Annotated in this window: 19 protein-coding genes; 7 read left to right on the top strand and 12 right to left on the bottom strand. The window is 66.1% G+C overall.

Going from position 1 to position 20,111, the window contains the following annotated elements:
- Positions 1–4: 4 nt before the first annotated feature.
- From pstB to D4754_RS15425, 9 genes are all read right to left on the bottom strand, one after another.
- Positions 5–802: a phosphate ABC transporter ATP-binding protein PstB gene (gene pstB / locus D4754_RS15465; protein WP_121065164.1), complete on the bottom strand. Its 798-nt coding sequence runs from the start codon at positions 800–802 to the stop codon at positions 5–7.
- Between the two features lie 16 nt (positions 803–818).
- On the bottom strand, positions 819–2,189 hold the full coding sequence (gene pstA / locus D4754_RS15460) for a phosphate ABC transporter permease PstA (RefSeq protein ID WP_121065162.1): 1,371 nt from the start codon (positions 2,187–2,189) through the stop codon (positions 819–821).
- Positions 2,186–3,646, bottom strand: a complete 1,461-nt coding sequence (gene pstC / locus D4754_RS15455) for a phosphate ABC transporter permease subunit PstC (protein WP_121065160.1) — start codon at positions 3,644–3,646, stop codon at positions 2,186–2,188. Before pstC ends, pstA begins: the two co-directional genes overlap by 4 nt.
- Positions 3,647–3,792: 146 nt before the next feature.
- Positions 3,793–4,833: a PstS family phosphate ABC transporter substrate-binding protein gene (locus D4754_RS15450; protein ID WP_121065356.1), complete on the bottom strand. Its 1,041-nt coding sequence runs from the start codon at positions 4,831–4,833 to the stop codon at positions 3,793–3,795.
- Positions 4,834–5,169: 336 nt separating this feature from the next.
- On the bottom strand, positions 5,170–6,216 hold the full coding sequence (locus D4754_RS15445; RefSeq protein ID WP_121065158.1) for a sensor histidine kinase: 1,047 nt from the start codon (positions 6,214–6,216) through the stop codon (positions 5,170–5,172).
- Positions 6,217–6,232: 16 nt separating this feature from the next.
- A complete protein-coding gene (locus tag D4754_RS15440; RefSeq protein WP_121065156.1) occupies positions 6,233–7,417 on the bottom strand; it encodes a trans-sulfuration enzyme family protein in 1,185 nt (394 codons plus the stop codon).
- Positions 7,414–7,941: a gamma carbonic anhydrase family protein gene (locus D4754_RS15435; RefSeq protein WP_121065154.1), complete on the bottom strand. Its 528-nt coding sequence runs from the start codon at positions 7,939–7,941 to the stop codon at positions 7,414–7,416. Before D4754_RS15435 ends, D4754_RS15440 begins: the two co-directional genes overlap by 4 nt.
- Complete coding sequence (gmk, locus tag D4754_RS15430; RefSeq protein ID WP_121065151.1) at positions 7,938–8,579, bottom strand: guanylate kinase; 642 nt, start codon at positions 8,577–8,579, stop codon at positions 7,938–7,940. The genes D4754_RS15435 and gmk overlap by 4 nt, the downstream gene beginning before the upstream one ends.
- A gap of 20 nt (positions 8,580–8,599) precedes the next feature.
- The gene (locus D4754_RS15425) at positions 8,600–9,490 is read right to left on the bottom strand and encodes a YicC/YloC family endoribonuclease (RefSeq protein ID WP_121065149.1); all 891 of its coding nucleotides are present in this window, start codon (positions 9,488–9,490) and stop codon (positions 8,600–8,602) included.
- A 417-nt stretch (positions 9,491–9,907) separates the two neighbouring features.
- On the opposite strand from D4754_RS15425, the gene D4754_RS15420 reads away from it, so the two are divergent.
- The 3 genes from D4754_RS15420 to D4754_RS15410 all read left to right on the top strand — a co-directional run bounded on the left by D4754_RS15420 (position 9,908) and on the right by D4754_RS15410 (position 13,005).
- On the top strand, positions 9,908–10,765 hold the full coding sequence (locus tag D4754_RS15420) for a PAS domain-containing protein (RefSeq protein ID WP_121065147.1): 858 nt from the start codon (positions 9,908–9,910) through the stop codon (positions 10,763–10,765).
- Positions 10,766–10,823: 58 nt separating this feature from the next.
- Positions 10,824–11,927 carry a lipocalin-like domain-containing protein gene (locus tag D4754_RS15415; RefSeq protein ID WP_121065145.1) on the top strand — a complete coding sequence of 368 codons (1,104 nt, stop codon included), beginning with the start codon at positions 10,824–10,826 and terminating at the stop codon, positions 11,925–11,927.
- A gap of 103 nt (positions 11,928–12,030) precedes the next feature.
- The gene (locus D4754_RS15410; RefSeq protein WP_121065143.1) at positions 12,031–13,005 is read left to right on the top strand and encodes an HAD family hydrolase; all 975 of its coding nucleotides are present in this window, start codon (positions 12,031–12,033) and stop codon (positions 13,003–13,005) included.
- A 278-nt stretch (positions 13,006–13,283) separates the two neighbouring features.
- Here D4754_RS15410 and D4754_RS15405 read toward each other — a convergent pair whose 3' ends face one another.
- A complete protein-coding gene (locus D4754_RS15405; protein WP_121065141.1) occupies positions 13,284–14,030 on the bottom strand; it encodes an RNA methyltransferase in 747 nt (248 codons plus the stop codon).
- A 122-nt stretch (positions 14,031–14,152) separates the two neighbouring features.
- On the opposite strand from D4754_RS15405, the gene D4754_RS15400 reads away from it, so the two are divergent.
- Positions 14,153–14,773 carry a thiamine phosphate synthase gene (locus D4754_RS15400; protein WP_121065139.1) on the top strand — a complete coding sequence of 207 codons (621 nt, stop codon included), beginning with the start codon at positions 14,153–14,155 and terminating at the stop codon, positions 14,771–14,773.
- A gap of 210 nt (positions 14,774–14,983) precedes the next feature.
- Here the strand turns inward: D4754_RS15400 and D4754_RS15395 are convergent, their stop codons facing one another.
- Positions 14,984–16,135 (bottom strand): HupE/UreJ family protein, encoded by a 1,152-nt coding sequence (locus D4754_RS15395; RefSeq protein WP_121065137.1) that lies wholly within the window; start codon positions 16,133–16,135, stop codon positions 14,984–14,986.
- A 135-nt stretch (positions 16,136–16,270) separates the two neighbouring features.
- Between D4754_RS15395 and D4754_RS15390 the strand changes: the two genes are divergently transcribed.
- From D4754_RS15390 to D4754_RS15380, 3 genes are all read left to right on the top strand, one after another.
- Positions 16,271–17,155, top strand: coding sequence for a PfkB family carbohydrate kinase (locus D4754_RS15390; RefSeq protein WP_121065135.1), 885 nt, complete (start codon positions 16,271–16,273; stop codon positions 17,153–17,155).
- Positions 17,152–18,072: a pseudouridine-5'-phosphate glycosidase gene (locus tag D4754_RS15385; protein ID WP_121065133.1), complete on the top strand. Its 921-nt coding sequence runs from the start codon at positions 17,152–17,154 to the stop codon at positions 18,070–18,072. The genes D4754_RS15390 and D4754_RS15385 overlap by 4 nt, the downstream gene beginning before the upstream one ends.
- A gap of 85 nt (positions 18,073–18,157) precedes the next feature.
- Positions 18,158–18,922 (top strand): DUF502 domain-containing protein, encoded by a 765-nt coding sequence (locus tag D4754_RS15380; RefSeq protein WP_121065131.1) that lies wholly within the window; start codon positions 18,158–18,160, stop codon positions 18,920–18,922.
- A gap of 108 nt (positions 18,923–19,030) precedes the next feature.
- Here D4754_RS15380 and D4754_RS15375 read toward each other — a convergent pair whose 3' ends face one another.
- Positions 19,031–20,065 carry a patatin-like phospholipase family protein gene (locus D4754_RS15375; protein ID WP_121065129.1) on the bottom strand — a complete coding sequence of 345 codons (1,035 nt, stop codon included), beginning with the start codon at positions 20,063–20,065 and terminating at the stop codon, positions 19,031–19,033.
- Positions 20,066–20,111: the final 46 nt, after the last annotated feature.

Below are 20,111 nucleotides of genomic sequence, written 5' to 3'. Positions count from 1 at the left end.
TTGGTCAGCCGATCCGGCCGGTGATGTAGCTTTCGGTCCGGGGATCGGAAGGATTGGTGAAGATGTCGCCGGTCTCGCCGAATTCAACCAGGTTGCCCAGGTGGAAGAAGGCGGTACGCTGGCTGACACGGGCAGCCTGCTGCATCGAGTGGGTCACGATGACGACCGAGAAGTTCGACCGCAATTCGTCTATCAGTTCCTCGACCTGCGCCGTGGCGATCGGGTCGAGCGCCGAGCACGGTTCGTCCATCAGCAGCACTTCGGGCGCGGTCGCGACCGCTCGTGCGATGCACAGGCGTTGCTGTTGCCCGCCCGAAAGACCGGTACCGGGCGCCTGCAGGCGGTCCTTGACCTCGTCCCACAAGGCGGCACGGCGCAGCGACTTCTCGACGATCTCGTCCAGGTCGGCGCGGTTGCGGGCCAGGCCGTGGATGCGCGGCCCGTAGGCCACGTTGTCGAAGATCGACTTGGGGAACGGATTCGGCTTCTGGAACACCATGCCGACACGGGCGCGGAGCTGCACCGGATCGACCTTGGGGTCGTAGATATCCTGCCCGTCGAGCTGGATTTGCCCTTCGACGCGGCAGATGTCGATGGTGTCGTTCATCCGGTTCAGGCAGCGCAGGAAGGTGGACTTCCCGCAGCCCGAGGGCCCGATGAAGGCGGTGACCATCTTGTCTTCGATGTCGATGTCCACGTCCTTGATGGCGTGGGTTTCGCCATAATAGACCTGCGCCTTGCGGGCCGAGATCTTGAGAGTTCCGGTGGTCACGTCGCGATCAATCATTGTCATTTCGTTCATTGTTGCAGCCTTCCGGTTACCAGCGGCGTTCGAAGCGGCGACGGAGGATAATCGCCACAGTGTTCATCAGGACCAGGAAGATCAACAGGACGATGATCGCTCCCGATGCGCGTTCCACGAAGGCGGGGTCGGATCTCTGCGTCCAGTTGTAGACCTGTACGGGCAGCGCCGAGGCGGGCTCGAACAGGCCGGCGGGCGGTGCATCGGGGAAATCGCGGACGAAGGCCACCATGCCGATGAGCATCAGGGGCGCCGTTTCGCCAAGCGCCTGTGCCAGCCCGATGATCGTGCCCGTCAGGATGCCCGGCGCGGCCAGCGGCAGGACGTGGTGGAACACTGCCTGCATCTTCGATGCACCCAGTCCCAGCGCCCCGTCGCGGATCGATGGCGGAACCGATTTCAGCGATGCGCGGGTCGAGATGATGATCGTGGGCAGCGTCATCAGCGTCAGCACCAGCCCGCCCACGATGGGCGCCGATTGCGGCAACCCGGCCCAGTTGATGAAGATCGCAAGACCCAGGATCCCGAACACGATCGACGGCACCGCGGCAAGGTTCGAGATGTTGACCTCGATGATGTCGGTGAACCGGTTCTGGGGCGCGAACTCTTCCAGGTAGATCGACGCGGCGACGCCGATGGGCAGCGCCAGCACAAGAACCACCAGCATCATGTAGGCCGAGCCGATGATCGCCACGCCCATGCCCGCGGCTTCAGGCCGGTTGCCCGATGCGTCGGGGCCGGTGATGAAGGCCCAGTTGAACTTCTTCTCGATCAGCCCGGCATCGCGCAGCTTGTCGACCAGTTGCAGCTGCTCGGGAGAGATCTGGCTGTCGAGCGCCGCGCTTTCCATCGTCACACGGCCTTTCAGGTAGCCGTCGACGCGGCCGTTGGCGACGAAGTTGAAATCTATGGTCTCGCCCAGCTTTTCGGGGTTGGCCAGAACGTAATCGCGCATCTGGGCAGCCGCCCCGCGTGAAATCAGGCCTGCGACCTCGTCCGCGGTCACCTGTTCGCCCAGCCCGCGGTCGTCGAGCGCCCGTTCCAGGCCGGCGGCGATCAGCGGCTGGTAGCCGAAGGTCAGAACGCTTTTCATCTGCTCGGGATCGCGGTTGCCGTCCGGGTCCAGCGTGGCCGGGTCAAGGTAGACCGGCACGTCGATGAAAGTCTGCGTGAAGGCCGGCAGGCCCTGCCGCAGGACCGACGACACCAGGACCACCAGGCACAGGACACCGATGCACACGGCTGTCAGGCCAAGGGCCTTGAACCGGCGTTCGGCGGCGTAGCGTTTCTTGGTGCGGGGGTCGAGCTCGGTCAGGAGAGGCCGGTCGCCGCGCGGTGCAATGGGCAGGCCGCTGCCGGGGGGCAGATCGTGGGTGCTGTCGCTCATTCGTACTGCTCCCGGTACTTACGGACAATGACAAGGGCGATGACGTTCAGCCCCAGGGTGATGACGAAAAGGGTGAGACCCAGCGCGAAGGCAACCAGCGTTTCAGGCGACGCGAAGTCGGTGTCGCCGGTCAGCTGGCTGACGATCTTGACGGTGACGGTGGTCATCGCCTCGAACGGGTTCAGGTCCATCCGGGCGGCGGCCCCTGCCCCCAGCACGACGATCATCGTTTCGCCGATGGCGCGGGAGGCGGCCAGAAGGATGGCGCCGATGATCCCGGGCAGCGCGGCCGGAAACACGACCTGACGAATGGTTTCGGACTTGGTCGCGCCCAGCCCCAGAGATCCGTCGCGCAGGGATTGCGGCACGGCGTTGATGATATCGTCGGACAGGGACGACACGAACGGGATCAGCATGATGCCCATCACGATGCCGGCCGTGGCGACCGAGTTCGCGCTGTCCCCCAGGCCCAGCGGCTGCGCGAAGTAGTCGCGCAGCAGCGGGCCCACGGTGATCAGGGCGAACAGGCCGTAGACGATGGTGGGGATGCCGGCCAGGATCTCGATCAGCGGCTTGGCCACCGACCGGACGCGGGGGCCGGCATATTCCGACAGGTAGATCGCGGCAAACAGGCCGATGGGCACGGCCACCAGCAGCGCGATGACCGACACGTAGGCGGTGCCCCACAACAACGGGATGATCCCCAGGTCGGAGTCGCCGCGGAAGTTGGGCGCCCAGGTGGTGCCGAAGAAGAACCTGTACCAGGGGTACTGCGCGAAGAAGTGCCGTGTTTCGAACAGCATCGACAGGACGATGCCAAGCGTCGTCAGGATCGCGATGCCGGCCGCCATGATCAGCAGCGCCTTGATAACCGCCTCGACATACTTGCGGGCGCGGAATTCGCGGTTCGTCTTCATGTAGGCGTAGGCAAAGCCGCCGACGGCCAGTGCCAGCACGGCCAGCGTCATCGCGATACTGCCGGTGCGGTTCATGGCGCGGAAGCTTTGGGCAACCTCAAGGACCTCGGGGTCCACGTCGGAGGCCAGCGGCACGCCGACTTCGGCCAGCCGCGCCCGCACGTCCGTTTCCCCGGTCTGAAGCGTCCGGGCGAAGTCCCGGGTCATGGTCCCCTGCGAAACGGCCTCGTCCAGGCCGTGGGCGATGCGGTTCACGTCGCTCATCACCAGGTTCAGCGCGCCGGCCTTTTCGATGGTCGCATCCGGGATCTGCGGGACAAGGGAGCGTTCGATGATCATCGGCTGCACGATCAGCCAGACGAACATCAGCATCAGCGCCGGGATCACCGAGGTCAGCGCCACGTTGGCGCCGTAGTAGAACGGCAGCGAGTGCAGCTTGCGCACATCGCCATCGGCGTCCGCGAAAGCGCGGCGGCGGCCCATGACATAGCCGATCGCGGCCAGCACAAGGATCACCAACAGAAGCCAGGTGACAGACATAAATCCTCCGTCTCAGAACGGAATTGCCGCGAACGAACGGCGGTTATTCGGAAAGTGCGGGGGCCGATCAGGGCCCTTTCGGGACAGAAGGGGGCGGCGCCGATAGATCGCGCCGCCCCCGATATCCAGGTGACAGGACGCGAGGCTTAGGAGCCCGAGCCCATGGTCACTTCGTCAGCCACTGCTTTCTGGGTCTTTGCCAGTTCCGGATCGGGAACCAGGCCGTAGTTGGCGAGCGGGCCGCCATTGCCGGCCATGGCGTCCGAGACGAAGAATTCAGCATATTCCTTCAGGCCCGGGATGATGCCGATGTGCTGCTTCTTCACGTAGAAGTACAGCGGACGCGACACCGGGTATTCGCCCGACGAGATGGTTTCGACCGACGGGGTCACGCCCGACATGGTCGCGACCTGCAGCTTGTCGGTGTTCTGTTCGTAGAACGCCAGGCCGAAGACGCCGATGGCATCGGTGTCGTTGTTCAGCTTTGCCAGCGTTTCGGTGTAGTCGCCGTCGATATCGACCGACAGGCCGTCGGTGCGGATCGCCATGCAGGCATCTTCAGCCGCATCTTCGTCGCCGCCGGCAGCTTCCTTGAACTTGTCGAAGTCGCCCGAGGCTTCGCAGCCTTCCATGATGACCTTCTCTTCGAACACTTCACGGGTGCCGTGCTTGGTGCCGGGGATCAGGGCCAGGATCTTCTGGTCGGGCATGTCCGGGTTCACGTCGGACCACGAGGTGTTCGGGTTGGCAACGGCTTCACCGTCGACAAAGACCTTCTCGGCCAGGGCCTTGTACCAGTCTTCCGGCGTGAAGACGAAGTCGGGGCCGTTGATGTCCGACGCGAAGACGATGCCGTCATAGCCGAACTGGACTTCGATGATCTCGGTCACGCCGGCGTCGGCGCAGGCCTTGATCTCTTTTTCGCGGATCTGGCGCGAGGCGTTGGCGACGTCGATCGTGTTTTCGCCGGTGCCCTGGCAGAAGTTCTTCAGACCGGCCGACGAACCGCCGCCCTGGACGACCGGGGTCGGGAAGTCGAAGTTTTCGCCGAATACTTCAGCCACGATGTTGGCATAGGGCAGCACCGTCGAGGAACCGGCGACTTGCAGCTGGTCGCGTGCCGAAGCGGCGGTGGCGGATACGGCGGCCAGGGCCAGTGCCGAAGCGGTCGCAGTCAGAATGCGCATAACGTTCTCCATGTGAGTCTCAGTCCACCGGGCGATCGCCCGGGTTACTGTCGGTACCTATTGGTGCCGCGCGATGCTTCTGTGACGGTTATGTAACGGTTTTATGAACCTTGCCCGGGAATTGATCCCGCATCGGACCAACCTTGGCGGAAATCGCCATTTACAGGGGTTACCGTCAGGTTAAGGGGCAGAGTGGCCCGGGCGGATCCCGAAGAAATCTCCCGGTTCGGGCCGGATTCGGGCGCCTGATTCCCTGCAAACATCCCGAAACCCGCCACGGGCGGGCCGGCAGACCCGTGAGACTGTCACATTCGGGGAATCACGACAGCATGCCGGTCACGCAGGCAGGATCACCGTGAAGGTCGCGCCGTGTCCGGGTTCGCTTTCCACCTTCAACCGACCACGATGACGGTTGATGATGTGCTTCACGATGGCCAGCCCCAGCCCCGTGCCGCCCAGTTCGCGGCTACGGTGGCTGTCGGCACGGTAGAAACGTTCGGTCAGCCGCGGGATGTGAACCGGGTCGATGCCCGGTCCGTGGTCGATCACCTGCACGCGCACGGCCGCGGAGCGTACGGCCGGATCGCGATCCGACATCGTGACGACGACGTCCACGACCCCGCCCCCGCCACCGTACTTGATCGCGTTCTCGATCAGGTTGGTGAAGACCTGCTGCAACTGGTCCGGATCGCCTGTCAGCATCGCGGGCGCCTCGGGCGCCTTCAGGTTCAGCGTCACCCCTGCCCCTTCGGCCAGCGGCCGGATCGATCGCAACGTGCTTTCCAGCTGCTCGGTCAGGTTCACGTTGTCCTTGGGCCGGACGCGTTCTTCGCTTTCCACGCGGCTGAGCGACAACAGATCGCCCACCAGCCGGTTCATCCGCGTGGCCTCGCCATCCATGATGGTCAGGAACCGTTCGCGCGCGGCGGTGTCGTCTTTTGCCGGGCCGCGGAGGGTTTCGATGAAGCCCATCAGCGCGGTCAGGGGCGTGCGCAGTTCATGGCTGACATTCGCCACGAAATCCCGGCGCATCTGGCCGGCCTGTTCCATATGGGTGACGTCCTGGAACGTGACCATGACCGCCCCGCCCTGCGCGGCACCGATCCCGCGCACGAAGCGGCAATGCACTTCGTAGATCGTGTCCTGCGACCCGTCGCCAGCGATATGGCGGGCCTTTCGCGGGATGGTGTCGACCAGCCCCTTCTCGATCAGGTCGATGACCTGGGGCTGGCGCAGGATGGTGGCATAATGGCGCCCGATAATGCGCTGGCCCAGAAGGGCCAGCCCTGCCTCGTTCGCGGCCACGATCCGTTCAGATCGGTCCACCAGCAGCGATGGCAGCGGCACGGCGCTCAGGAACTGGTCGATCACCTCGTCCATCATGACGGCACCCGTGTCGTCACGGGGCCGACGCGGCCTTGACGGCACGCGTCAGAACCTCGGTCAGTGCGTCGCGCTCTTCCAGCCCAACCGACAGGCGGAAGAAGCCTTCGCTGATCCCCAGCGCCTCGCGCGCCTCGGCCGTCATCGCGCGGTGCGAAGAGGACGCGGGGTGCGAGATCGTGGTGCCCACGTCGCCCAGCGTCGGCGCAAAGGCCAGCCCTTCGGCGGCAGTGGTGAAGGCATTGGCCGCGGCCCGTCCGCCATGGAGTTCGAGGCTGAGCATGTTGCCGCCCTTGCCCTCCAGCAACCCCGCCGCGCGATTGGCATCGGGGTGGTCGGGCCGGCCGGGATAGATCACGCGCGCCACGCCGGGCAGACCGGCCAGGTGATCGGCCAGCGCCACGGCATTGGCCTCCGCCGCATCGTAGCGCAGCGGGAAGGTCAGCAGCCCGCGTTCGGCCAGCCAGCAATCGAACGGGCTGGGCACGAAACCAGCTGTGACGGAGAAGACATCCAGCCGCGCGGCGATATCCGGGTCCTTGGCGCCGACCCAGCCCAGCATGACATCGGAATGCCCGCCCAGAAGCTTCGTCAGCGAATGGATCACGATATCCGCGCCGTGATCGAAGGCCTTCAACCCCCGCGGCGTGGTGAAGGTGTTGTCGACGACCAGCAGCACGCCCGCCTCGCGGCAGACCGCGGCGATGCCGTCCACGTCTGCGATGCGCAGCGTCGGGTTTGCGACGACCTCGATCAGCACGGCCTTCGTCTCGGGCCGGATCGCGGCCTTCACGGCGTCCGCGTCGCAGGCATCCACAAGGCTGACGCCAAAGCCCAGCCGCGGCAGATCCTCGTTCATCATCCGCAGGGACCGGCCATACAGCTGGTTGCCGCCGATGATATGGCTGCCCGTCGGGAACAGGCCCAGCAGAACGGCCGAAACCGCCCCCATGCCCGAGCCCATGAGCGTGCCGCCTTCGATCCCTTCCAACGCGCCGACCCGCCGGGAGACGACATCGGCGTTCGGATGGCCTTCGCGCGAATAGGTATAGCCCGACAGCCGGCCTTCGTACTGGGCATCCAGAGTGTCCGGCGTTTCCGAGGCATAGACGACCGACGGATAGATCGGCGTCACGACCGGCCAGCTGGCGGTTTGGGGGGCCGGCATCGGCCGCAGGAGCGTCCCCTTGGGGTTCGTCATCGTCCGACCTCGACCAGCTGCGCTTTGAAGCGGCGGTAGTTTTCCTGGTAGTGCTTCGCGGTCCAGCGCAGGCGGTCTATGGCGGCCTCGTCCATCTGCCGCACGACCTTGCCCGGCGCGCCCATGACCAGAGATCCTTCGGGGATCACCTTTCCTTCGGTGACCAGCGCCCCTGCCCCGATCAGGGAATTCTTCCCGATCACGGCGCCGTTCAGGATCGTGGCGCCCATGCCGATCAGCACGTTTTCCTCCAGCGTACAGCCGTGCAGCATCACCTTGTGCCCCACGGTGCAGCCCGGCCCGATCGACATCGGATAGCCCGCATCGGTATGGCAGACGACATCTTCCTGCAGGTTCGATCCCGCGCCCACTCGGATTTCCTCGTTGTCGCCCCGCAACGTGCAGCCGAACCAGACCGAGGCACCTTCTTCCAGCACCACGTTCCCGATCACGTTGGCGTCGGGCGCCACCCAGCTGTCATCGTGCAATTGCGGGGTCACGTCCCCCAGCGCGTAGATCGTCATGACATCTCCTCGAATTCCGCCTGCAGCGCGCGGACATGGGACAGAAGCCGCGGCTGCTGCGCGCGGCGCAGGCGCGTCGCCTCGATCACCGTGCGCAGGCGCTGTTCCGTCGTGTCCAGATCGTCGTTCACCAGAACGAAATCATAGTAGCCCCAGTGGCTGATCTCGGCCCAGCTCTTCTCCATCCGGCCCTTGATCGTGTCCTCGCTGTCCTTGCCGCGGGCGATCAGGCGGTTGCGCAGTTCCTTGATCGACGGTGGCAGCAGGAAGATCGACAGCGCATGGGGCGCCAGATCGGAATTGCGGATCTGCAGCTCTCCCTGCCAGTCGACGTCGAACAGCACATCGCAGCCGCTGTTGATGGCCTCCTGCACCGGCGCCTTGGGCGAGCCGTAGAAGTTTCCGAAGACATGCGCGTGTTCCAGCATCTCGCCGTTCGACACCTGTTTCTTGAAGGATTCCTCGGACAGGAAATAGTAATCCTCGCCATCCACCTCGCCCGGGCGCGGTGGACGCGTGGTTGCGGATACGGAAAAGCTGATCGACGGATCCCAGTCCCGCAGCCGCTTTGCCAGGGTCGACTTGCCTGCACCCGAAGGGGAAGACAGGATGATCAATAGGCCCCGCCGGTCTGCCATGGTGATACCCTTTCCCGAAATTATTCGACGTTCTGAACCTGTTCGCGCATCTGGTCAATCAGCGCTTTCAACTCCAGACCCACTTCGGTCAATGCGGTAGATTGTGCCTTGGAACAGAGCGTGTTGGCCTCGCGGTTGAATTCCTGCATCAGGAAATCGAGCTTCCGGCCCGCGGGGCCGCCGCCTGCGATCAGCGCGCGCGCGGCATCGACATGGGCGCGCAGGCGGTCGATTTCCTCGGTCACGTCGGCCTTCACGACGAGTATCGCCAGTTCCTGTGCCACCCGGTCCGGATCTGCGCCGTCGGCATTGCCCAGCACGCGGGCAAGGTTGGCTTGCAGGCCGTCGGCCATCGCCTGCTTGCGGGCCTCGGCCCTTTCCGCGGCCTCCTCGGTCAGCGTCGCAACCTGGTCCAACTGGCTTGCCAGCACAGCCGTCAGCGCGCGGCCCTCGTCATCGCGCATGGCGTCGAAGCCCTGCAGGAGGTTGGCGAATTCCGATTTCAGCTGTCGGATCAGCGGCGCATGATCCTCGGCATCGCTCTCGTGGACCAGCACGCCCGAGACGCTGAGAAGGTCGGATGCCCGCGTCGGCCCCAGCGTGACGCCCCGCGCTTCGGCGCGCGTCTCGATATCGGCAATCGCGGCAAGGGCCGTGTCCAGCGCGTCCGGGTTCACGACCATACGGTTCGATCCGTCGCTGCGCGTCACCCGCAGGTTCAGCGTGACATTGCCCCGCGCCGCGGCCTTGCCCAGTTCGGCCCGCAGTGCCGGTTCAAGCCCCTCCAGCCAGTCCGGCACGCGCAGCCGCATGTCCAGCCCCTTGCCGTTGACGCTGCGCAGCTCCCACGCCCAGGAATATCGCCCCAGCTCGCCCTTGGAGGCGGCAAATCCGGTCATCGATCTGAGCATGGCGTCCCCGGTGAGGCTGGGCGTTGGCAGGTGCAGGCCGGGGGGGGCGGCATATCCCCGGAAAAACCTGCGGACTGGTGGCACCTAATGGCATAGCCCGGCCAAGGGCAAGGGCCGCGGCGACCGCGCGCTTAACCTCAAATCATCTCGTTTTGGTAAACGCAACGTTAACCAAACCTTATGTATTCTCTCCAAAATCGATCAAATTCGTGGCAATTTAGTATAGCCGAACCTGATCCAAAGGAGTGGCGCTTCTACCGAAGAATTCGGGCTCAGACGAACCGGCCGGCACGATCCGACCCACCACACGGGCACCACACGTGTACGACGATGGCCTGGTTTGCATGACCACTGCAGGACGCAGTCGTACCGTTTACCAGTTGTTCGTAGCCACAAGACTGACCCTGAGAGGCTGAAATGTCCAAGCACCCGACCGAACGCGATACCCATGCCGATGCGATGGCCGGAAAGGTCGTGCCGCTGTTCCGTGCGGGAAAGCGACGTAACCTGACCCCCCTGCGCCAGGTAGAAGCCTACTGGACCGCCCTGCGCGAAGACGGCGACGTGCCGCGCCGCGCGGAGGTGTCGCCGCGGGGGCTGTCGAACCTGCTGCCCGACACGTTCATCCTGGAACGCATCGCCCGGGGCGAGGCACGGTTCCGCATCGCCGGATCCCGCACCACCGAATATGCCGGGACGGAGCTTCGCGGCATGCCGCTGACGGCGCTCTTTTCCAGCGCCGCGCGCCGCCAGGTGTCCGCCGTGCTGGAAGAGGTCTTCTCCGCCCCCGCCGTGGTCGAACTGCACCTGACCTGCCGCCCGGCCGCCACGCTGCGCGGCAAGCTGGCGGCCTCCTTCTCCGGCACGGTCGAGGCCCACGCGATCCTGCTGCCGCTCCGGTCGGACACGGGCGAGATCGCGCGCTGCATGGGCGTGATCGTCTTCGACAGGAAGCCGGTATCGCCGCTGTGCCTCGACATCGACACGGTGTCGATACGCTCGGTTGCAGGCCAGCCCCGCGCCGAAGGGAACGCCGAGCCCGAGATCGCTGAACAGGACGAGCCCGTGGCCACGGCGCCCGAGCCCGACCTTACGCCGGAGCCCACACCGGTGCCCGCGCCGGAACCGACCGCCGCGAAGCGGCCTCTTTTCAAGCGACCGGCAAAGCGCTGGCCCGTCCCGGTCGCCGGGATGGCCGAGACGCAGGAGCCGTTCAAGGGGCCTGGCGGGCATCTCCGGCTTGTCTGCTCGAACGACACGCTCGAGACGAGCTGATCCGGCTCCCCCGTCACGGGGGCTTGCCTTGCGGCGCAGGCCGGGCCACATCCCGGTCATGCGCCGTTTTAGCAACCCCATTGGCATCGGCCGCCGCACCCTGCTTCTGGGCCTCGCCGCAAGTGCCGCCGGCCCGGTGCGGGCGCAGGGCTTTGCCGGGCTTGCCAGCCCTGCCGACGGTTTCGCCCTGCCCGATCCGGCCTACCGGCTGACCTTTCCCGCAGACCACGGCCCCCACCCCGCCTTTCGCACCGAATGGTGGTACCTGACCGCCACGCTCACCGATGCGAAGGGCCGGGAATGCGGGCTGCAATGGACGCTCTTCCGGTCCGCCCTGCGCCCGGACGTGACCGAAGGCTGGGACAGCCCGCAGGTCTGGATGGCGCACGCGGCGCTGACCTCGGCCGACACGCACGTCTACGCCGAACGCTTCGCCCGCGGCGGTATCGGACAGGCGGGCGTCACCGCCGATCCGTTCGACGCATGGATCGACGACTGGTCGATGACCGGTGCGCCGGGCACGGGGCTCGACACGTTGACGGTCACGGCCCGCGGCGCGGAATTTGCCTATGACATCGCGCTGACCGCCGATGGCCCCCTGGTTCTGCAGGGGCAGCAGGGCTTTTCGCAGAAGGCCCCGGACGGCCGCGCCAGCCACTATTATTCGCAACCCGCCTACGCGGCAGAGGGCACTGTCACCTTCCCCGGCGAAGATCCCGTGGCCGTGACGGGCCGCGGCTGGCTTGACCGCGAATGGTCGTCCGCGCCGATGGCCGACGGCCAGCGCGGCTGGGACTGGTTCGCGCTGAACTTCCTGGACGGCACGCAGATGATGGCCGCCCGCATGCGCAGCGAAACCGCGCCCTATACCGCCGCCACCTGGATCGATGCCGAGGGCCGCGCCACGCCCTACCCGGACGGCGCGGTCACGTTCGAACCGCTGGCCACGACCCAGGTCGCGGGCCAGACCGTCCCAACCCGTTGGCGCGTGACCCTGCCCGCCCGCGGAACGGACGTCACCGTCGACGCCCTGAATCCCGGCGCGTGGATGGGCACCGCGTTCCCCTACTGGGAAGGACCGGTGACCCTGACGGACACGGCCACGGGGGAACTGGCCGGCCGGGGTTACCTGGAGATGACCGGCTACGGCGAACCCGGCTGACGCGCGCACGCCGCGATTGTAGCGTTAACGGCGTGCCGCATTTCTGGTAAGACTGGGCGCAAGTTGCGACGTCTCGCATCTTTTGCACCATGGGAGGCCCTTGATGAGAACCCTTTTACCCCTTGCCACCGCCTTCGCCGTTGTTGCCGGCATGGCCCTCGCCGATCCGCTGCCATCATGGGAAGACGGCGCCTCCAAGACCGCCATCGTGACCTTTGTCGAGAACGTGACCGATCCGACATCGGACAGCTTCGTGCCCGAAGCCTCCCGAATCGCGACCTTCGACAATGACGGCACGCTCTGGGCCGAGAAACCGGTCTACTTCCAGTTCCTCTTCGCCATCGACCGGCTGAAGGAAATGGCCAAGGCCGATCCGTCGGTCCTGAGTTCCGACGTGCTGAAGGCCGCCGCCGATGGCGACATGAAGACGGTGGCCGCCAGTGGCGAAAAGGGGCTGCTGGAGATCATTGGCGTCACGCATTCGGGCATGTCCGTGGACGACTTCGACGCGGATGCGAAGACATGGCTGGCCACGGCCGAGCATCCGCAGAAACACATGCCGATCACCAGCATGACCTACCAGCCGATGCTGGAGCTGCTGACCTATCTGCGCGACGAAGGATTCAGGACCTATATCGTGTCGGGCGGCGGGATGGATTTCATCCGCTCGTTCTCGGACGACGCCTACAATATCCCGGCGTCGCAGGTCGTGGGGTCCATGGGCAATTACGAATACAGCGTGAAGGACGGCACGCCGCAGATCGACAAGACGCCGGGGCTGTTCTTCAACGACGACAAGACCGGCAAGCCCCTGGGCATCCAGGCGCGGATCGGTCAGCGGCCGATCCTGGCAGTGGGCAATTCCGACGGCGATTTCGAGATGCTGCAATGGACGACCGCGGGCGACGGCCAGCGGCTGGGAATGATCGTGCACCACACCGACGCCGACCGCGAATGGGCCTATGATCGCGACAGCCATGTCGGCAAGCTCGACAAGGCGCTGGACGCGGCGCCGGACGAGGGCTGGATCGTGGTCGACATGAAGAACGACTGGAAGAGGATCTGGTCGGGCAAGTGAAGGCGTAGGGTGCGTGGTCTCCACGCACCTTGACCCGGGCCGGTGCGTGGTGACCACGCACCCTACATACATGGCGGGGCGCTTTTCATTTCGAGTACCCCGTTTGACACCTGCAACCGGCGTGTCGGCACGACACGCCATGCCCGGCCTCCCCAACGGGAGGGCATTTGCACCGCCAGGATGTGCGCAATCCTTGGGGAATGCACGGACCGCCAGCTCTTGCCAATCCGCGCACATGCCCTCCCGAGGTCGGGCATGCCGTGCCGTGTCTCGGGGCTCTATTCCCCGCGTTCCTTCCAGCGCACCATCTGGCGCATGACGCCGTGCAGCATCTGCACATCGGCCCGCGTCAGCGGCATCCGCGACCACAGGTTCCGCAGGTTCAGCTTCATGGTGTCGGCCTTGGTCGGCGGGAAGAAGAACCCGGCGGTGTCCAGCCGGTCCTCGTAATGCTCGGCCAGCTTCTCCATCTCCTGCCCCGTCGCCCAGTCGCTGCCCGCCATCTCGACCGTGTGCGCCGTGATGGTCTCCGTCGCGCGGCGCCATTCATAGGCCGTAAGCAGCGCGCACTGGGCCAGGTTCAGGGACGGGAAATCCGGGTTTACGGGCACCGACAGGATCGCGTTGGCCCGCGCGATGTCGTCATTCTCCAGCCCGGCGCGTTCCGGCCCGAACAGCACCGCGACGCGCCCGCCGCTGCCGATCCGTTCCGCCGTGTCCCCCATCGCCTGTTCGGGCGAGGCGACGGGCTTTGTAAGGCCCCTGTGCCGTCCGGTGGTGGCATAGACATAGGTGCAATCCTCCACCGCCTCGGCCGTCGTCTCGAACACCCGCGCCTCGTCCAGCAGCCGCCCCGCGCCCGAGGCCATCGCCACCGCCTTGGGGTTGGGCCAGCCGTCGCGCGGGGCCACGATGCGCATCCTGTCGATCCCGAAATTCCACATCGCCCGCGCGGCGGCGCCGATATTCTCGCCCATCTGCGGGCGGACAAGGACGAAAACGGGCTGCGGGCGGTCGGTGGGCATGGAAACCTCTCGTAAAGTCGCGCCGACCTAGCGCCCCCCGGGGCCAAGAGCAAGCCGCACCCCATTTTCAACCCCGCCGCAATCGGGTAGAGCGCCTTCAACCAAAGACCCGGAGGTGGACCATGGACGCGCCCGAACACCCGCAGATCTACCTGATCACGCCGCCGTCCTTCGATCTGGACGCGTTTCCCGACCTGATGGCCCGCGTGCTGGACCGGGTCGAGGTCGCGTGCCTGCGCCTGACCATGGCCACAAGCGACGCCGACCAGATCGCGCGCGCAGCCGATGCCCTGCGCGAAGTGGCGCATGCCCGCGATATCGCGCTGGTCGTGTCGGACCACGTGGCGCTGGCCGAACGGCTGGGGCTGGACGGCGTGCACCTGAGCGACGCGGCCAAGTCCGTCCGCGCCGCACGCAAGGCGCTGCCCGAGGACACGATCGTCGGCAGCTTCTGCGGCACCTCCCGCCATGATGGCATGTCGGCGGGCGAGGCCGGGGCCGATTACATCAGCTTCGGTCCGCTTACCGCGAACGGGCTGGGCGACGGGTCCGAGGTTGACCACGAGCTGTTCCAGTGGTGGTCCGAAGTGATCGAGATCCCGGTCGTGGCCGAAGGCGGCGTGACCGCAGCCGTCGCCGAAGCGCTGGCACCCCGCGTCGATTTCTTCGGCATCGGCGAGGAGATCTGGAGCACCGAGGATCCCGCCGCGGCGCTGGCGGAACTGGCCGCGATCTTCCGCTGAGGCTCTGACAAGCGGAACCCGAGAGAAAACGAGAGGTTCACGCCCGGCCCGAGGGCGGCGGCGATACCTGGACTACCTTGAAGTATGTGAACGACTTCGGAGCCGCTCGAACGCGTCATCAATTCGCGCCCGCGTCATTCCGAAGTCGGCCTCCGGCACGACGGGGCGGGTCGGGCGTGATCCGGGGTCCACGGACCCACCGAATATCCGCTAGAGCAGCGTCCGTTCAATGAACCAGTACGCCCCGACGGCCGCGATCACGACAGAGGCCGGGATCGCGATCCGCGCGCGGTACCAGGGTTTGTCCCAGAACCAGTAGCCGACAGCCAGGTAGGCCGCGGAAATCACCGCAAGCTGGCCGAACTCCACGCCCAGGTTGAATCCCGCCAGCGCCGGGACATAGGCGTTCTGCGGCAACCCGAAACTCTCCAGCACGCTGGCAAAGCCCAGCCCGTGCAGCAGACCAAAGCCGAAGATCACCACCGGGCGGAACCGGCTCAGCCGGTCATTGGGCCACAGGTTTTCCACCGCGACATAGCAGATCGACAGCGCGATCAGCGGCTCGACGAAGGCGCCCGGGATCTCGACCCGGCCCAGAACCCCCATGGCCAGCGTCACCGAATGCGCCAGCGTGAAGGCCGTCACCTGCCATAGAAGCGGCCGGAAGGTCGTCCCGAAAAAGAAGAGCCCCAGCACGAACAGGATATGATCCGGCCCGAAGGGTACGATGTGATCGAAGCCCACGCGGATATAGGTCAGGAGCACCTTGAACGGTCCCGGCGCAGCGTTGCCCGTCAGCGGGATCTCCTCGCTCGTCTGCCCGGATTCCAGGTAGCCCGTCCACGGATCGGGCGCGTTCTGCTGGCGCAATACAACGGCCCCGGCGCCTTCGGGCCAAGTCATCACCATCGCCTCTGCCCCGGGCGGCAAGGCCCCCGTCAGATAAAGAGTCGACGTCCGCGGCATGGCAATGTTGCCAGTGGGCGGAACCTCGACCCCCGTCACCGTCAATGTCACGGGCGTGCCGTCAGCCGTGATCCCGATCTTCGGTACCCAGCCTTCGGCGAAGGCCGCCAGCATCGGCTCCAGCGCGGCCGGGGACATGCGACGGTAGCCGTCGTAGGGATCGGAATAGTCGGAGTCGGTCGTGGTGTCGTACTGGTCCGGGTCGATACCGGCCAGGTAGACCTCGGCATTCAGCTGGAGGTCCAGCACCAGTTGGCCGCCGCTGTCCGAGAAATCCCCCAGCATCGGTGTGATGTCATGGGCCGCGGCGATCCCGGCCGCCAGCACAAGCCACAGGCTTGACACGAGCCGCACGACGCCCAGTCTGAGGCGCGATTTTTCCGGAGCGTCCGACATGGCCCGTATTCCCCTTGCGATATCCCCTGCCCGCAGCAGATCCCGGACGGATGCGCGGCCGTTCCTACCGATCCGCCCACACGGTCAGCGTGTCAAGCGCGACACGCTCGCCTGCGACCGCGCGCAGCGACGGTCATGACGGGAACCGGACCCCGGGCTGCCGTGCTCTGTATCGGCGCCGTTCACTGGGATTGCATTGCCACTGCACGGGAAACGCCCGGCCCCGGCGCAGACCTGCCCGGCCGGATCGTGCGCCGACCGGGCGGCGTCGCCTACAACGTCGCCCGCGCCCTGACGGACCGCGGCGTGAAGGCACACCTGCTGGCCGTTCTGGGGGACGATGCCCCTGGGCGGGAGCTTCACGCGGCCTGCGCGGCGGGCGGGCTGGGCACGGATGGCCTGATCCACCTGCCCGACCAACCGACCGACAGCTACCTTGCCATCGAAGGGCCCGAGGGGCTGGTCGCCGCCATCGCCGACACCGCGACACTGGATGCGGGCGGAAGCGCCCTGCGCGACGCGCTGGGCGCCTTCGAAACGCCCTGGACCGGCCCCGTCGTCATCGACGCGAACCTGTCCGAACCGGTGCTGGCCGATCTCCTCTCGTCCCCAGCGCTGGCGGAGGCCGAGATCTGTTTCGCCCCCGCCTCGCCCGCCAAGGCCGAACGGTTCCGGCCCTGGCTTGGCCGGTCCAACACCGTTTTCTACCTCAACCGCGCCGAAGCGGCGGCCCTGCTGCGCGATCCGGCGGTTTCGACGGTCGACGCCGCCCGCCGATTGTGGAACAAGGGCAGCGCTCTCGTGGTCGTCACCGATGGTGCCGGGCCAGTGGCGGTGGCGGGACCGGAGGGCCTCCGGACCCAGTCTCCGCCCAAGGTCCGCGCGCGTGCCGTCACGGGGGCCGGGGACACGTTCCTTGCCGCCCATATCGCCGCCCGGCTGGATGGCGCAGACCAGACCGACGCCCTGAACACCGCCCTTGGCCACGCCGCCGCCCATGTCGCCGGAGACAATTCTTGACCTTTACGCACCATTATTCTGCCGAAGTCGCCGCCGCCCGCGAAGCCGGGACCGCCATCGTCGCCCTTGAAAGCACGATCATCACGCATGGCATGCCCTATCCCCAGAATGTCGACACCGCGCGGCTGGTCGAGGATGACATCCGCAAGGCCGGCGCCTGCCCCGCGACCATCGCCGTGCTCGACGGCCAGCTGTGCGTGGGGCTGGAGCCCGAGACGCTCGACAAACTGGGCGCGGCCAAGGGCGTGGCGAAGCTGTCGCGCGCCGATCTGGCAGTATGCCTTGCCATGGGCGGCACGGGCGCCACCACAGTGGCCGCCACGATGATCGCGGCGCACCTGGCCGGCATCGGCGTCTTTGCCACGGGCGGGATCGGCGGCGTGCACAAGGGAGCCGAGACGAGCTTCGACATCTCGGCCGACCTGCACGAACTGGCCCAGACACCTGTCACGGTGGTCGCCGCCGGCGCGAAGGCGATCCTCGACCTGCCCAAGACGCTCGAAGTGCTGGAAACGCTGGGCGTGCCGGTCATCGCCTACGGGCAGGACGATTTCCCCGCCTTCTGGTCGCGCGCGTCCAGCCTTGCCGCGCCCCTGCGGCTCGATACGGCGGCCGACATCGCCCGCGCCCACGCCATGCGCGGCGCACTGGGCCTGCCCGGCGGGCAGCTGGTGGCCAACCCGATCCCCGAGGAAGATGAGATCCCCCTGCCCGAGCTTGAACCGATCATCGCCGCTGCCCAGTCCGCGGCGGACACGCAAGGTATTCGCGGCAAAGCCCTGACACCGTTCCTGCTGTCGCGGATCTTCGACACGACAGAGGGCAGGTCCCTGACCGCAAATATCGCACTCGTCCGGAACAATGCCCGTCTTGCGGCACGGATCGCCCGGGAATTGAGCGCCCTGCCCGAGACCTGACCCATATCGTCACAATTGCCGTGAACGCCGCATTGTGGCGCGCCCCGGGACGACATAGTTTAACGTGAAATCACCGGACCGTCCCATGACCACGCCTTTCGACAAAGACAAACCACGCCCCGGCCTTCTGGCCGCGCTCCGGTCGTCGTTCCTGACGGGCATCGTCGTGATCGCGCCCGTGGGGGCCACGATCTGGCTGTTGTGGACGCTGGCGGGCTGGGTCGATGGCGTCGTGCTGCCGCTGGTCCCGTCACGGTTCAGTCCCGAGGAATACATCGGCATCAACCTGCGCGGCGTGGGCGTGATCATCTTCCTGATCTTCACGATCATCGTGGGCTGGATCGCCAAGGGGCTGATCGGCCGCTCGCTGATCCGGTTTGCCGAAAGCATCGTCAACCGCATGCCCGTCATCCGGTCGGTCTATTCGGGGATCAAGCAGATCTCGGAAACCGTTTTCGCGCAGACCGAACGCAGTTTCGAAAAGGCGGTGATGGTCGAATACCCTCGCCGGGGGATCTGGGCCATCGGCTTCATCTCGACCGAAGCCAAGGGCGAAATCCATGCCCGTGCGCATACCGGGGGCAAGCTGCTCAGCGTCTTCGTGCCCACCACGCCGAACCCGACATCCGGCTTCCTGCTATACTTTCCGGCCGAAGACGTGATCGAACTCGACATGTCGATCGAGGACGCGGCCAAGCTGGTGATTTCCGCGGGTCTCGTCTACCCGCCCGAAACCGATGACGATGCCGAACTCCCGCAGGCCCGCAAACGCCTCATGCGCTGGAAGGCGCAGGAGGATCCGGAGTCCAAGCCGTCCGAAGGCGTGGCGACCATGGCCGCCGGCGACTGACACGCAGGCCCCCGCGGTCCCGCCGGACGCCCGCCAGTCACGACGCCGGATCCTGTCCGGCGCGGGTGGGCGAGCGGGGCGCTGGACAGGATCCGGCCCCGCCGACGGTCACGAGAACATCGCCCGCAGATCCACCGTGCTGCGCTTCCCAAGGTCCTTCTTGTGCATGGTCAGGAACTTCTCGGCCGCCGTCCGGCCCGCGTCCTTCAGCCGGCTCAGCACGATCGGGTTCGGCATCATCTTCGTGGCGACCGACAGCGTGTTCATCAGCTCGTCATCGGCCACCATGTGCACGTACACCTGCGACATGCGGCCGGTATGGATCGTCCCGTCCTCGATCAGGCGCTGCACGAAGTTGATCGCGCGCATCTCGCGCAGGAGGGACGAATTGAAGCTGATCTCGTTGATGCGGTTCTGGATCTGGTGCGCGGTCACGGGCAGATCCTCGCGTTCCAGCGGGTTGATGTTCACGATCACGATGTCGGGCGGATACCGGTCCTCGAACATCGGGTAGAGCGCCGGATTGCCGGTATAGCCGCCGTCCCAGAACGCCTCTTCGCGGCCGGTCTGGCTGTCGTGGATCTTCACCGCCTGGAACACCGTCGGCAGGCAGGCCGAGGCCATGATCGCCTCGGGGTGGATCTCGTCGCCGGAAAACACCCGGATCTTGCCGTTGCGCACCCGTGTCGCACAGATGAAGAGTGCCGGGCCCTTGTCCGCGCAGATGGCATCGAAATCGAAGGTCGCCAGGATCGGTTCCAGCGGATTGCTGTAGAACGGCCCATAGCTGTAGGGCGAAACCGCCCGGCTCCAGAAATCCGCGGCCGCGAACATAGGCGAATACTCGATGGCCTGCGCCATCTTCGACAGGTCCACCCCTTCCATCCACGCCTGCATCCGGCCGTCCTTCACGGCGCCGACCTGGTCCCAGACCCAGTTGAGCTTTTCCTTCGCACCCTCGCGCCCGCCCTGCACCATCCCGGCCTTGAAGGCCGACGCGTTCAGCGCCCCGGCCGAGGTGCCGGACAGGGCCGATATCTCGATATCCTCGTCCTCGAGGATACGGTCCAGAACGCCCCAGGTGAAGGCCCCGTGAGCGCCGCCCCCCTGCAGAGCGAGGTTGATCTTGATCGTGTCAGCCATGGGCGTCCTGCTTTCTCGTTACAAACATCTGGTCCCGCCCGCATCG

This window comes from Chachezhania antarctica (genome assembly GCF_003646465.1).
Taxonomy (GTDB): Bacteria; Pseudomonadota; Alphaproteobacteria; order Rhodobacterales; family Rhodobacteraceae; genus Chachezhania; species Chachezhania antarctica.
Note: the sequence above shows the minus strand (reverse complement) of the source record. Positions and strands in the feature narration are given on the sequence as shown.